Annotated in this window: 10 protein-coding genes; 5 read left to right on the forward strand and 5 right to left on the reverse strand. The window is 56.7% G+C overall.

What is annotated here, in order from left to right:
• Positions 1–60: 60 nt before the first annotated feature.
• The 5 genes from pip to BM036_RS09905 all read left to right on the forward strand — a co-directional run bounded on the left by pip (position 61) and on the right by BM036_RS09905 (position 5,995).
• Complete coding sequence (gene pip, locus BM036_RS09885; protein ID WP_091851147.1) at positions 61–1,023, forward strand: prolyl aminopeptidase; 963 nt, start codon at positions 61–63, stop codon at positions 1,021–1,023.
• 129 nt (positions 1,024–1,152) lie between these two features.
• The gene (gene dtd, locus BM036_RS09890; RefSeq protein ID WP_091851150.1) at positions 1,153–1,608 is read left to right on the forward strand and encodes a D-aminoacyl-tRNA deacylase; all 456 of its coding nucleotides are present in this window, start codon (positions 1,153–1,155) and stop codon (positions 1,606–1,608) included.
• A gap of 25 nt (positions 1,609–1,633) precedes the next feature.
• Positions 1,634–2,865, forward strand: a protein-coding gene (locus tag BM036_RS09895; protein ID WP_413774376.1) for an IS3 family transposase whose coding sequence is annotated in 2 segments (ribosomal slippage) — positions 1,634–1,988 and positions 1,988–2,865 — 1,233 coding nt in all. Because the reading frame shifts where the segments join, the coding sequence is not laid out codon by codon here.
• 521 nt (positions 2,866–3,386) lie between these two features.
• Entirely contained in the window at positions 3,387–4,499 is a 1,113-nt protein-coding gene (locus BM036_RS09900) for a porin (RefSeq protein WP_091851152.1), read from the forward strand.
• A gap of 509 nt (positions 4,500–5,008) precedes the next feature.
• The gene (locus BM036_RS09905) at positions 5,009–5,995 is read left to right on the forward strand and encodes a ZIP family metal transporter (protein WP_245742558.1); all 987 of its coding nucleotides are present in this window, start codon (positions 5,009–5,011) and stop codon (positions 5,993–5,995) included.
• A gap of 36 nt (positions 5,996–6,031) precedes the next feature.
• Here the strand turns inward: BM036_RS09905 and BM036_RS09910 are convergent, their stop codons facing one another.
• The 5 genes from BM036_RS09910 to BM036_RS09930 all read right to left on the reverse strand — a co-directional run bounded on the left by BM036_RS09910 (position 6,032) and on the right by BM036_RS09930 (position 14,690).
• Positions 6,032–7,060: a porin gene (locus BM036_RS09910; RefSeq protein ID WP_091851155.1), complete on the reverse strand. Its 1,029-nt coding sequence runs from the start codon at positions 7,058–7,060 to the stop codon at positions 6,032–6,034.
• A 330-nt stretch (positions 7,061–7,390) separates the two neighbouring features.
• Positions 7,391–10,612: an efflux RND transporter permease subunit gene (locus BM036_RS09915; RefSeq protein ID WP_091851158.1), complete on the reverse strand. Its 3,222-nt coding sequence runs from the start codon at positions 10,610–10,612 to the stop codon at positions 7,391–7,393.
• Between the two features lie 10 nt (positions 10,613–10,622).
• On the reverse strand, positions 10,623–11,957 hold the full coding sequence (locus BM036_RS09920) for an efflux RND transporter periplasmic adaptor subunit (RefSeq protein WP_091851161.1): 1,335 nt from the start codon (positions 11,955–11,957) through the stop codon (positions 10,623–10,625).
• A gap of 18 nt (positions 11,958–11,975) precedes the next feature.
• A complete protein-coding gene (locus tag BM036_RS09925; protein ID WP_091851164.1) occupies positions 11,976–13,238 on the reverse strand; it encodes a TolC family protein in 1,263 nt (420 codons plus the stop codon).
• A gap of 543 nt (positions 13,239–13,781) precedes the next feature.
• Positions 13,782–14,690, reverse strand: a complete 909-nt coding sequence (locus tag BM036_RS09930; protein WP_091851167.1) for a cation diffusion facilitator family transporter — start codon at positions 14,688–14,690, stop codon at positions 13,782–13,784.
• Positions 14,691–14,766 lie beyond the last annotated feature (76 nt).

A 14,766-nucleotide genomic window follows, 5' to 3' on the forward strand; every position in this document is an offset into this window, starting at 1 on the left:
TAAACATGAACTCCCCCGCCAATCTCGTCTAGACTCCTTGTAGTGCCAAAAGGAGCCCCCATGCTGACCCTCTACCCGGACATCGAACCCTATGCCCGCCATCGGCTGGCGGTGGAGCCTCCCCACGAGCTGTACCTGGAAGAATCCGGTAATCCCGACGGCATACCTGTCATCGTTATCCACGGCGGTCCCGGTGGCGGCTGCGAGGACTGGTACCGGCGCTTTTTCGATGCCGAGCGTTTCCGCATTATCCTGCTTGACCAGCGCGGGGCGGGCCGGTCGACGCCCCTGGCGGAACTGGAGGGCAATACCACCCAGGCACTGGTGCAGGATCTGGAGCGGGTGCGGGAATTCCTGGGCATCGATCGCTGGATGCTGTTCGGGGGAAGCTGGGGTTCAACCCTCAGTCTGGCCTATGCCCAGGCCCACCCTGAGCAGGTGCTGGGACTGGTGCTGAGGGGGATCTTCCTGTGTCGCCCTGACGATATCCAGTGGTTCTATCAGCACGGTGCCGGTCGCGTTTTTCCGGATTACTGGCGGGACTACGTGGCCCCGATTCCGGAAGACGAGCGGGCCGACATGGTGTCTGCCTATTACCGCCGGCTGACCAGTGACAACGAGCTGGAGCAGATCCAGGCCGCCAAGGCCTGGTCCGTATGGGAAGGGCGGTGTGCCACCCTGCACCCCAACCCGAGGGTGGTGGAGCATTTTGCCCATCCCCACACGGCCATTGCGCTGGCCCGCATCGAGTGCCACTACTTCATGAACAACGCCTTCCTGGCGCCCGGCGAGTTACTGGCGAATGCGCATCGGCTGGCGGATATACCCGGGGTGATTGTTCATGGGCGCTACGACATGGTCTGCCCACTGGATAATGCCTTTGCCCTTAGCGAAGCGTGGCCGCAGGCCGAGCTGCGTGTCATTCGTGACGCGGGGCATTCGGCTTCGGAGCCACCGATTGTCGACGCGCTGATAAGAGCGGTGGAAACCGTCTCCCGTCAGGCGGAGCCGCGGCTGGCCTGAGGCTCTTTGTTGTGATCTGGGTCACGCGAGTTTCAAAATCAGAGCACCGACCGTGACGCCACTTGCGCCCGGATAACTCCGTCTATAGAATCCGGTCCGTCTTCAAACCAACCCCGTTTCAAGGACGTCATGAAGGGACTGATCCAGAGGGTAACCCAGGCCAGTGTGTCGGTGGACGGCGAGGCGATCGCCAGCATCGACAAAGGACTGTTGCTGTTACTCGGGGTTGAGCGCAAGGATACAACCGGCGAGGTCGAAACCCTGCTCCGCAAGATCCTTCGCTATCGGGTGTTTCCCGACGGACAGGGCCGTATGAACCGCAGCCTGGTGGATTGTGGCGGCGCTCTCCTGATTGTTCCCCAGTTCACGCTAGCGGCGGATACCGGGTCGGGAACAAGACCGGGGTTTTCCGACGCGGCTGCGCCCGAGGTGGCGAGCCGCCTGGTGGACGAGTTCGTGCGCCAGTCCGTTGCCGAGCTGGGCGAGCCCCGGGTAGGAAAGGGCCGGTTCGGGGCGGATATGAAAGTGGCCCTGGTGAATGACGGGCCGGTGACTTTTTTGTTGAGTGTGACTCGTCCTGAATAAGGTTTACACCTTTCCACTGAAGATTATGGAGGGTGTTGTGAATACGACGAGGCGGAGGAGTCAGCGAGATTATTCCCTGGCCTTTAAATTGGCGGTGGTAGACCAGGTTGAAAAGGGCGAGATGACTTACAAGCAAGCTCAGGAACGATACGGTATCCAGGGTCGCTCGACGGTGCTAACGTGGTTACGTAAGCATGGCCAGCAGGACTGGAGCCCGGCGGCCTTGCTCTTCGTTCGTAAGGGGGCTGCGATGGCCAAACCGGATCTTCCACTCACACCCGAGCAGCGCATCAAAGAGTTGGAGCAGCAGCTCGATGAAGCCAACCAGAAAGCCCAGTTCTTTGAATCTGTTGTGGATGTTCTGCAAAAAGACTATGGCTGTCGCGTCGTAAAAAAGCGGTCCGGCAAGTCCTCGCGCAAAAGCAGATCCAGGGCCTGAGCGTCACTCGGGCTTGCCGATATCTAGGTTTCTCCCGTCAGGCGTATTACCAGCACTTCAAAGCTGATGCGGTTCGTAAGGCCCATGAGCGGCTGGTGTTGGACTTTGTGCGGGGAGAGCGCCTGCTCCAGCCTCGCCTGGGCACCCGTAAGCTGCATTCACTACTGAAACCGAATGCCGATTTATGCATGGGCCGGGATCGACTATTTGATCTCCTGAGGGCACATCGACAACTGGTTCCCCGCAAACGTGCTTATCATAGGACCACCCACAGCCATCACTACCTTCGCTGCCACCCCAACCTGCTGAAAGCAGGCCCGGGACAGGTCGTACCAAATGCCCCTGAGCAGCTCTGGGTGGCAGATATTACCTATTTGCCGACCCATCAGGGCTCGGCCTATCTGAGCCTGATTACGGATGCCTTCTCCCGGAAAATCGTGGGCCACCATGTCCATGAAACCCTCCATACGGAGGGAGTGATACAAGCCATGCATAAGGCGTTGAAGGGAAGGCAATTCTCTGGAGAGCTGGTTCATCACTCGGATCGGGGAAGCCAGTATTGCTCCGCACCATACCAACAGCTTCATGCCAAACACGGTATTCGTTGTTCAATGACAGATGGCTACGACTGTTATCAAAATGCGTTGGCTGAGCGGGTGAATGGGATACTGAAAACGGAGTTCTTGCTAGCGCGCCCCAAGGACTTGGCTGAGGCTCAAAAGATGGTTGAGCAGTCCGTGCAAATCTATAACACAAGGCGGCCACACCTGGCTCTGAAATACAAAACGCCCGATGCAGTGCACCGGGCGTTCCGATAGAAACAGGTGTAAACCTATTTCAGGACTAGACAGTGTCTGAGCCAACTTGTGATTGCGAAGTGTTAACGTTACAGTCTCGTCACTTCTGGATTCGCTCACTTAATGTGCGGGAACAAGGCGGAACGGCAAAAGGTGCTCTAAACTGGTGCGGTTAGGGTGGAGGCAGAAGGGCTCCCACAATTCTTTAGTCCCTAATTCTCTGAATTGTAGACCCTTTCCAGGTAGTGGCCTTGATCTTGTTTAAGGACGTAAAGCCGAAACTTACATGCCTTACCTGAAATTACCATCATTTGCCAATAAATGTTGGTTAAGAATTTGCAAAATTCTGGAAAGTGTATTACAACAATCTTTAACCAGATAATCCTTTAAGAAGGATTTGTAAGTGATTGACTGTGAAGGGCTCCGCGAGAAGAAGCCTGACGTCATCACAGCGTGAGCTGGCGATGGCGGGTGTACTGAGACTGACAGGCGGGTCAGGCCCGTCGCTAAAAACCTGAGTTAACTCAAAAGGAAGCTATAAGATGAAAAAGACAGCTATTGCATCAGCCATCGCCTTTGCCATGGTCGCTGCTCCGACAGTCGTGTCGGCCGCGACCAGCAAAGAGTTCTCCGAGCTGAACGCTCGCCTGGACGCCATGCCGGAGATTTACGGTAACGTCCAGATGATCTACACCAACTCGGATCATGAGGATTTCGAGGGTTCAGGAAGTCAACTGACAGACTACACTTATTCTACTCTGGGGATTCGTGGCAGCCACGAAATCATGCCGGGAGTCGAAGCTTTCGGAAAGCTTGAGCTGGAAGGTTTCTTTCCAACTGAAGGCGAGACCAATGAAACTATCGAAACCGACGAAGCCTATCTTGGTGTTCGCGGGAATTTCGGTGAAGTGTGGGTTGGTTCCGACGATTCCCAGTATGAAACCCTGATTGGTGGTTATGGCAACTGGTACTATGAAGTTGGTAACGGGAATTTTTATGCCAACTGGACTACCGGCGAAGACGACCTGATTCAGTACGTGTCACCGAGCTTCGGCGGGCTGACCCTGCATGGTGTTATGCAGGTTGACGGCAAAAGCGAGCGGGACGAAAACGGCCAGAGCCGTGACAACAAGTATCCGTACCAGTTGGGCATGAAATATCAGCATGACCGGTTTGCCGTGGCGCTGGCTATGGACTCAAATGATGGCGCCGCAAACAACGAAAACACCTATGGTGTCCGAGTTGACTTTTTTGTAACGGATGCACTGTCGCTGAATGCGTTCTATTCCACCCAGGAAGGGGATGAGGCTGTGGCCGCCGCTGGTGAATCATTCGGCGCTGACCCGGTTGAGTCTGCGGAGTCGTTTGGTAACGTGGCCGAAAACACCGGGCTTGGTGAAGATCTGATCGGTATCCAGGGCATTTACACAATGGGCGCCTCGCGCTTCACGCTGTCTTACGAAATGGAAGAAGACGATGTGGACGGTGCTGGTGACGGTAAAAGGGAATCGACTAACATCACCGCCCAGGCGCTGCATAACGTTTCCGACAAACTCTATGTGTATGTTGAAGGTCTTCATCGTAACGACGAAGAAGGAGACGTTTACGATTCCGCTTACAATGAGCTGAATATCGGTGGCGCCTACCTCTTTTAATGTTTAGGGGTGGCGAGAGCCACCCTCGTAATCTAAGTAATCCGGAACCTGACGCGCGTTGCGCTGAGGGTTCCAGTTGCTAAACTGCTGCATGGACGGCAGATTTTCCGCCGTATCGTCCGGGTAAACCCTTCGCTCGCCCGGTAACCAGATGGCTCCCACCGACTCCCACTACTCCCACCGATTCCATCGAAACCCCCATAAGTCTGATCCCGGGTCATCGTCAACGGGCTGTGCCGGAAGCAAAACATTCCGGGCGAAACCTTCTACACTTGACGTAACAAGTATGGTGGCCTGAAGATCACGGGCGCAATCCCTTGAAGGTTATGAAACAGTCTGGAACGAGCGGCGCCCGCATTCCAGCCCTGTACTTTGGCTTCGTCCTGGCATCTGAACCTTACTGAATCAAATGTAACGGGTGGTATCAGGGAGCGGTTGATTCAGTCCGGGTGGTCGGAAACACCGGACAAAAGTCTTGCAACACCGAAGGCGTTTAGAGGGGGGAACCGATGAGCATATGGCTGGTTTTGGGGTTGGCGGTGTTACCCGCGCTGGGCAATTTCGCCGGAGGATTAATGGCGGAATTTCTCAACACACCAAAGCGGCGCCTGAACCGCGCGCTGCATGCTGCAGCCGGTATTGTGATCGCGGTGGTGAGCGTTGAAATCCTTCCTGAAGCCCTGGCCCGAATTTCACCGGGGATTATCGCGCTCGCTTTTGCGCTTGGCGGACTCGCCTATATCGCCATCGGATCGGTGGTTGAAAAATTGCAGACGGGGAGTCAAAGCGGGAGCGGGATGGGCATGTGGATGATTTACATTGCCGAGTCCGTGGATCTTCTCAGTGATGGTGTCCTCATCGGTACCGGTTCCGTGGTATCGGTCAGCATGGCCCTCGTGCTGGCAGTGGGACAGGTGCTGGCGGATGTGCCAGAAGGTTACTCGACGGTCGCTAACATGAAGGACAAGGGGGTACCGCGATCCCGCCGGTTACTGCTGTCGGTTTCTTTAGTAATACCTGTACTGGGCGCTGCCTTGATTGCCTACTTTCTCCTGCGTAACCAGAGTGAGGCATGGCAATTTGGTGTGCTTACCTTCGCTGCAGGTTTGCTTATGGTAGCGGCTGTCGAGGACATGCTTGCGGAGGCTCATGATGCCGACGAGGATACCCGCTGGTCCCTCGCCGCGTTCATCGGCGGATTCGTGTTGTTTGTTTTGGTTTCTGCCGGTCTGGGCAGTCAAAGCCAATCTCCATCCGAAGAGACCGGTCACTCAGGGAAAAGTGCTGGTGACGATGTAAGCCTGCAGATGCCGGCGGCCCCGTACTGGCCTCGTAGACTATGTGTGGCCACCGCGCGCGTGGCCACTGTAGTAACAAAGTCTCTTGCTTCTGGTCATCCGGTAAGCAGGTCGGCTGGCTTCAGTGCGAACACGAAAAAGCCGGGAACAGAAGGTCCCGGCAACACCTGTGTTAACTCAATTCAGGCTTCGTTCTAACGCCTGTGGTTGTACGTGTGACCCACATGCTGGCAGTTACATGGAGAATTTGTGCTCGAAACCGACACCGAAGTAGGTGTCTTCCAGGGAAGACGTATTCTCATCCGCTTCCGCATTGGCGTAGTAGCCAAAGATCTTGCTCTTGTCACCCACCTTGTAGTCGGCCCCCAGAGCCATCAGCGTGAGGTCGTCGTCAGTCTGGTCCATGCTGGTCAGACCATACTGCGCCTTCAGCTTCAAACGGTTCAGGCTGAATGCGCCACTGAGAATGTAGGAGCTGTCCTCGTAGCTCATGCCCGCCACGTCATCAGAGGTTTCGGATTTCTGGTAGATCGCCCCTAACTCGAAGTTCTGAATGCGGGCACCGCCGGAGACGCGCACCGCGTCTACCAGGTAGAGATCTTCGCCGATACCGGCAAAGTCAGCATCATAGATGTTGGTGGTGACTTCCGAATCGTATGCCACAGCACCGAAGATAGTTCCGTTATCGAATACCACGGAAGAGGAGAACGCGTCGGCGGCGTTGTCCCTGGTTTCACCGGCCTTATCGTCGCCTTCTCCTGGGATCATGGCCAGGTTCAGGGTGATGACGTCAGCGAGTTTCGGTGTGCTGTACTGGATAATGTTGCTGACCCGCTCTTCGCCACCAAGGATCGAACTGATATCGCCACCAAGATTGTCGAACTGGTCCACGTCCAACTGTGCTTTCTTGAACGGCGTATCGAACTTGCCAGCAATCAGCGTACCCAGGCTGGCGTGCGTGAAACCGCCGTAAATGTTCCGCTGGTCGAAGGTCTCGCCATCACCGGAGTCGCCGTTATCGACATCAATTTCGAACTCGGCCTGATATATGGCCTGAACATTCGGAATGTCGAGGTCCAGCGCACCCTTGACACCGATACGGGAAGCGTTGCTATTCAGTTCCCATTGGTCGTCAGTGCCGTTATCGTAGTTCTCGTAAGAGACATTGACCTTGCCGTATACCGTCGGGCCCTTATCCGCCAGTGCGATGGACGGTGCGGCAACCAGTGTGCCGATAGCTGCTGCAAGCAATTGTTTTTTCATTCGCTTTCTCTCCAGATTCGATCGTTACCGATCAGTATTGAGTTCGTGGTGCCTACTATGCGGAGGGAATATGAATAAATGATTAACATAATATTTCATTTGTGTGAAAAGGCTCCCTGTCGGAGCAGATCTCTGGAGGGGGTATTCTACAGGGCGTGCGTGATAAGACGGGAATGCTTGGCCTTTACGTCTTTCGGATACCAGGTAGGTAATGTTGCTTCGGGAGGTTGCCGGACCCTGGGGTCCGGCTAGAAAAGCAGAGTGTGTCCGTGAGGCTCCGCAACCATGGGCTGGAAAACTGTCGGGCACTCACGGACTGTATCAGGCCTGTCAGACCTCGTGTGTGTGGTCCCTGATCCATCCCCGTGAGAAGGTCTGGTACAGTGTTGGCAGGACCACAAGGGTCAGCAGTGTCGCCGAAACCAATCCCCCCACCACGACGGATGCCAGCGGGCGCTGGACATCAGAGCCAATCCCTGACGCCATCAGCATCGGTATCAGGCCCAGTGCAGAGGTGAAGGCTGTCATCATCACCGGCCGTAACCTTGTAAGGGCTCCCTCGAAGGCCGCTTCCGCTGGAGGTAACCCTCCCTCGACCCGCTGGTTGATCGCGCTGATCATGACCACTCCATTGAGCACAGCCAGGCCGAAAAGCGTGATAAAGCCGATTGAGCTTGGTACAGACAGGTACTGGCCCGTTATCCAAAGGCTGACCACGCCGCCGATCAGGGCAAGGGGAACGTTGAGCATGATCAGTAGCGCCTGCCCCACTGAGCCGAAGGCAAAGTAGAGGAACAGAAAAATCAGCGCCAGTGAGATGGGCACAACAATCATCAACGTCTGCTGAGCCCGGCGCTGGTTCTCGAACTGGCCTCCGAAAACCACCGAGTAGCCCGCCGGCAGGTCGATCTCTTCGGCTATCCGACGGTCAAGTTCGGCCACAACGCCGCCCATGTCACGACCCTCGATATTTGCCTGAACAACCACCCGGCGCTGAACATCGTCCCTGCGGATCTGGGGAGGGCCTTCTTCAATGGCCACTTCAGCGACGTCTTCCAGCCTGACCCAGGCGCCGTTGGGGGCCTGAAGGATCAGTGAGCGAATGCTTTCCGCGCTGTTTCGGTACTGCTCAGCCAGGCGCACATAGATGTCGTACCGTTCGTTGCCCTTGATAACCTGGCCGGCACTCTGGCCACCAATCGCGTCAGACACCAGTTCCATGACCTGCGCGACTGAAATGCCATAGCGGGCAAGGCGATCCCGGTCCGGGCGGACAATAAGCTGAGCCTCACCGGCGATCTGTTCCATCTGAACATCTCGGGTGCCTTCAACGGACTTGGCAAGGGTTTCGATGGCCTGGCCCTTCTCCGCGAGAATGTCCAGGTCGGGACCGAACAGCTTGATGGCCAGCTGCGCCTTTACGCCAGAGAGCAGTTCGTCCACGCGGTTGGCAATGGGCTGGGAAAAATTAAGGATGAGACCCGGATGAACCGAGAGCTCCTCCTGTATCAGTGCCTGGAGTCCCTCCCGGTCCTCGGCCGATTCCCACTGTTCTGCGGGCTTTAATCCGATATACATTGCAATGTTGGACACGGGTTCGGGGTCGCCGCCCAGCTCGGCACGACCAATGCGGCTCGTCACATAGGTCACCTCGGGGAATTTCATGATTCGCTTTTCCAGCTTGGGCGCAATTTCCACCGCGGCATCGACGTTGACAGAGGGAGCAAGCGTCACCCGGACCATCATGGTGCCTTCTTCCATTTCCGGCATGAATTCAGTACCGAGCCGGGGAATCAGGAAGATGGCAAACGCCAGCATGACGATTGCTGTACCTGCGACGATGCTCCGAAACCGTATGGCACGGTCCAGCAACCAGCGATAGCCGGCCTCCAGCGGTTTCAATATCGGACTCGGACGATAATGGATGCCCCGCCGGAAGAAGTAGCTGGCCAGTGCCGGCACGACCACCAGCGCTGTACCCAGTGCGGCGAGCTCCGCGAGTACAATGCTGATTGCCATTGGGGTGAACATTTTCCCTTCCACACCCTGAAGGGTAAACAGTGGCAGGAACACCACGACGATAATCATAACGGCGAAAAACACGGATCTCGCGACCTCCTTGGTGGCTTCCGCGATACGCAGCGACACGCCTTGCGGGTCGTCCTTCTCCGCCTGGTCGTGGTCAATTTCCGTCTCGGTGTCGTCGGGAGTGAGCTCTCGTCTGCGTTCGGAGTCGTGGAACCGATCCGGGCGGGATATGTGGCTGAAGATGTTTTCCATGACCACGATGGAACCATCCACCATCATACCGATGGCAATGGCCAGCCCCCCCAAGGACATGAGGTTCGCAGACATGCCGAAATAGCTCATGACCATCAGTGCCAGACCCACCGAAATGGGAATCGACAGCAGCACCAGCAGAGAGGCCCGGAGGTTCAGCAGAAACAGGGCCAGGATGATGACGATAAAAACGAATGCCTGCAACAGCGCATCCACCACGGTGTCAACGGCACTGAACACCAGGTCGGACTGGTTGTAGTAGGGCTCGATCCTGACACCTTCGGGCAGTGCCTTCTGAATGGTCGGAAGCAGTTCTTCAATATCGGTGATCGTTTCTGCGGTATTGGCCCCGAAACGTTTGAGCACAATGCCGGCGACCACTTCGCCCATGGCCTGAACCTCGCCATCGGCAGTCCTCTTGGTCATGGTGACAGCACCCTGACGAATCTCCCCGCCGTAGGCCACCTCGGCAACATCCCCGACGGTGATGGCCGTGCCATCGGCTTCCTTGACCGGCACGTTCGAAATATCACGCAGGCCGTCCTCACCGCTTCTGACCCAGCCAACGCCGCGAATGACCAGCTGCTCGCTGCCCCGGTTGACGTACCAGCCGCCGGCATTACGGTTACCCGCATTAATGGCTTCGGAGACGTCATCAGCCGTCAGGTTGTAGGAAAGCAGTTTGGCTGGATTCAGCTTGACCTGGTACTGGCGGACTTCTCCACCGTATGAAAGCAGCCCCGTGACACCTTCGACCGGCATCATCAGCAGTTTCACCACCCAGTCATTGAGGCTCCTCAGTTCCATGGGGCCGTACTTTTCCGGATTCTCGCTGGTCAGCACATACTCATAGACCTGGCTGAGGCCACTGGTATTCGGGCCCATCTCGGGCTGTCCCACGCCTTCGGGAATCTGCTCCCGGGCAGCCTGAAGCTGTTCAAAGACAAGCTGTCGGGCGAAGTAGATGTCGGTGCCTTCCTCGAAGACAACGGTGATCACTGACAGCCCCGTACGTGAGATCGACCGGACCTCCTCGACGCTTGGCAGCGAGTAGATGGTCGCTTCGATGGGGAAGCTGATAAGCTGCTCCACCTCCTCGGCGGCCAGCCCCGGCGCCTCCGTGTTTATGACGACCTGGACATTGGATACGTCCGGGAATGCATCCAGGTTAAGTCGGGGGATGGTGAAAACAGCTACTATGACGGCCGCGAACAGGCCGATCACAACCAACAGGCGGCTTCTCACCGCCCAGTCGACAATGGCGTTAAGCATGAGGTCCCCTTTAGTGGTTGTGTACGGAGAAACCGCCCTTGGCAATTTCGGAATTAAGGTAGAACGAACCGTCAGTCACGACGGTGGTGCCAGGTTCAACGCCAGCGATCTGTACTTTTCCGGAGAGCTCTTTCAATCTCCGGATATCGACCTGCCGATACTTGCCCGGAGCTTCCTGTATGAATACCACCCATTCACCGGCGCTGTTACGATTCAGTGCCCGTTCAGGAACCAGCAGGCCGGGTTCACCCTGATCCGCTTCTATGGCCACTTCAACAAATTCACCAGGGTGCGGTGAGTGCTCCTCGTCAAGCTCAAGCTCAATGCGCACGCCCATTGTGCGAGTACTTTCGTCCAGTCGATGATGTTTCTGAACGACCGTGCCCTGGTGCCACTCGTCCCCTATGCGGACCCTCGCCGGTTCGCCGGGTTCGATGGCGCGCGCGGCCGAGGCCTGAACCGTCGCTTCTACCCAGACGCTGGATTCATCAGTGATCATGAAGAGCGGTGTTCCGGTCTCCACATACTGACCCACCACGAAATCATCCTCGATAATGGTGCCCGCCACTGACGCAAGCAGCCTGAACTGACCAAGTTGAAGCTCGTCTTCGCCGCGCAAAAACTGAGTAACCTGGGTTTCGGTCATGCCGTAGGCCTGGAGTCTGGACTGTGCCTGCTGGAACGCGACACGGGCCTCTATATAGCGCGCCTCTCCGACCACGGACTTGCCTAATTCGCGAACGCGGTACCATTCACGGGCAGCGATCTGGAGCGCGCCCTGGGCTTCGGCCATTTCAACACTGGTCAACAGTACAAGGGGAGCGCCTTTTTCGACCACGTCGCCCAGTTCCGCCATCCGTGAAACGACTTGCGCCGGAATCCTTGTACTCACGCGAGCGGACCGGTAGTCGTTCAGCTGGACTTCACCGGGGGCCGTGACGATTTCCGGCACTGGCTGAAGTTCAAGCTTTCTGGCCTCGATATTGGCCATGCGCTGCGATTCGCTGCTCAGCTCCACCACGCCCGGGGGGGCCTCATTGTGGCCTTCTTCGGCATGTCCTTCCTCTTTATGTTCTTCTTCATGTCCATCGGCGTCATGCCCTTCTTCTGAGGCCCTTTGCTCGTGCCCCTCACCTTCGTGTTCGCCCTCCTCTTCGTGGCCTGACCCCTCATGGCCGGGCTCCTCATGGGTTTCTTCGGACATTTGGGCGCTAGCCTGGCGCTGGCCCTCCTCGGCGGCATGATCGTGCTCGCCGTTTTCTTCGTGATTGGTTTGAGCCCCGACCGGAGCGCCTGCAAGCATTGCTACGAGTGTCAATGTAAAAAACTGAAACGGCATGTTCATGCAAATCTCCGTTAAACGTTAAAGCCCAAGTTCGCTCAATCCGGCCTGCCAGTCGCCACTGACAACAAGCCAGTTGGTCCAGCTGCTCCAGGTCTGTGCCTGCAGGCGTAAACCGGAGGCGCGGGTATCCAGGCGTTGTTGAATCTGCAACAGGTACTCGGTGGCATTGAGCTCACCCACCTGCCAGAGCCGCTCCAGAAGATCCAGACCTTCGTCCAGGCGTCCACTAACGGCCTGGTTCCAGTCTTGCAGGGCATTTCGGCTGCTCTGGTAGTTTTCCAGCGCTGTTTTCAGTTGGGCCTGCAGACGTTCGTATTCGGCGTGCATGCGAGCTTCCACCGCGAGGGCGTTACTGGCGGCGCTGTCCACTTCGTCGCTATAGTCATTGCGAACGTACAGGGGAATGCTGAAACTGAGGCCCACGATGTCGTTCTCGCCGTCTCTCGAGACGCTGGCGCCAATAACCGGGTCAGCGTTACGGTTGCTTTTGGCAACATCGATTTCGGCCTGAGCAGCGGCTAGCTTGCTGCGCAGGGCAGCAATGCGGGGGTGGCGCTTAGCGAGCTCGTCCAGCCGGGTGCTTTCTATCGGTGGTGGCAGATCTTCCGGTAATCCGGGCCAGCCCCGCGGCGTACCGCTCGAAAGTTCTCGAACGGACTGCAATGCCTCGTTGGCCTGAACTCTCTGCTCGGCCAGGGTGCTTTGGCCTTCCGCCAGTGCAAGGCGTGCCAGGTCGAGATCTGTCTGGCCAATATCGCCCGCCCGCTTGCGGTCCTCAGACAGATCGACAAAGCGTTGCAGTACATCGACCCGGCTCTGGGCAAGGTCGACAAGGTGCTGGGATGTGCGGTAGCTAATCAGCGCCTTCAGTGCCTTAGCCGCAATCTGCTGTTCTACCAGAGAAAGCTCCGCCTTCGCGCTCAGAACATCGCCTTGAGCGGCCAGAGCACGAACCTCGCGTTTGTCGCTCCAGTCAATGGTTTGGCTGATACCGACGCCCAGTTTGCTGACTTCGTTACCGAAAGCCGCCTGTTCGCCTCCGCTTTCGGCCTCGAAGTTTAGCTCGGGGTTGTAGAGAGGCTGGGAAGCCGCGTTTTGTCGGCTGATGGCGGCATCTACCTCTTCGCGCGCGGCACGGACATCGAAGTGCTCTGCCGTCACCGATTCGGCAAATTCGAGCAGGGTTGTTTCCGGGCTTGTAGTCTGGGAAGCGACCGCAGACCATGGGCTCGCCAATCCGCAGGCGAGGCCTATGGTTGCGAGCCATGTTCGATATGACATGGATGACTCCTGGGTATATTACCTGAGACGTGGTTTTGGAATTCTGTGCAGAGAGACCGCGTCAGGCTCTGGGAGGCCGTTCGGGGGGCGCGATGAAGCGTGAGAAAAGGTAACTGGTGTAAATCACGGGGGATGGATTCGCACCGCGACACGTTGTCGTCAGCCTGGACGAGGGGAGTGCAAGACCATGAATCACTGAATGGCAGTTCTGGTCGTGTCCGGTTTTGGCTTTCGAGTAATCTGTATTGTCGGCGTTTTCGCTCAACTCAATACTTGAGTGCTCAACAGGAGACACATGTCCTGACGCCAGGTCAGTTGCCCAGCCCATGGCTGACACCAGCAAGAAGAAACATAAGAGAATTACTGGGAGTCTGTGTCGCACGGTCAAACGTATCCTGTTTGCGTTTCGGCGCTATGAGCGAAAAGCATGGTATTGCAACCTTTCGGCCTATGCAACCTCGACCCTGATTTTACGGTTTCCGGACAGCGGGGTTGAAAGTTGTCCCGGACCGCTGGTGTCCACTGCGGGTGGTGTTGGGACGGTCAGTCGTGGCCATAGATTCTCGCGTCCTTGTGGATATGGTCGGAATGTTCAAACTCCAGTGTTGAATGGTTTATGTCGAACTCCTGCTCAAGTACCCGCTTTATCCGGTATTTGGTGTTCTCGAGCTGGTCCCACAGGCTGTCTTCCACGACCACATGGGCCTCCAGCGAGGAATCATGTTCTCCCATCTGCCAGAAGTGTACATGGTGGAGGTCGATGACACCCTCAATGTCCAAGAGCGTCTGGATCACCGCATCGGTATCAATGTTCGTGGGACTGGCCAGCATAAGCGTTCTGATCGTGCCTCCGATTTCCGTCAGACCGAGATAGAGAATATAGCCGGCGATTCCTATGGTGATGGCAGGATCAACCCATCTCATGTCATAGAGCAGGATAAGGACCCCGGCAATAACCACGGCAACCGAGGCGAGAGCATCCGAGAGGTTGTGGAGGAACAGCGCCCGGATATTGATGCTGTCCTTCTGCATGGAATAAGTCAGCAAGGCGGTCAGTGTGTCCACCACCAGAGCGACACAGCCGAGCCAGACGACCCACCAGCCCTTGATATCCGGTGGGTCGATGATGCGCATGCCGCCTTCGTAGACCAGGTAGAGTCCGATAATGATCAATGACGTGTAGTTGATGAGGGCCGCGACGATCTCGATCCGACCGTATCCGAAGGTCATGCGTGCGTCAGCCGGACGGCGTGCGATTTTCCGGGCGGCATAGGCGATCACGAGCGATGCCATGTCGGAAAAATTATGCAGGGCGTCGGCAATCAAAGCCAGGCTGCCGGCAAAGATACCGCCAGCGATCTGTGCCAGAGTCAGGGTGGCGTTCGCCCAGATGGCCAGCGCAACCCGTTTGTCTCGGGAAGACGGATCAATGTGGGTGTGATCATGACTCATTACGTCAGGCTCCGAAAAAAATATCGTTAGACTATAGATGTTTGTTGGTCGATCTGCCAATGCATGGTTGGTAGGT

Source organism: Marinobacter segnicrescens (assembly GCF_900111555.1).
GTDB lineage: Bacteria > Pseudomonadota > Gammaproteobacteria > Pseudomonadales > Oleiphilaceae > Marinobacter > Marinobacter segnicrescens.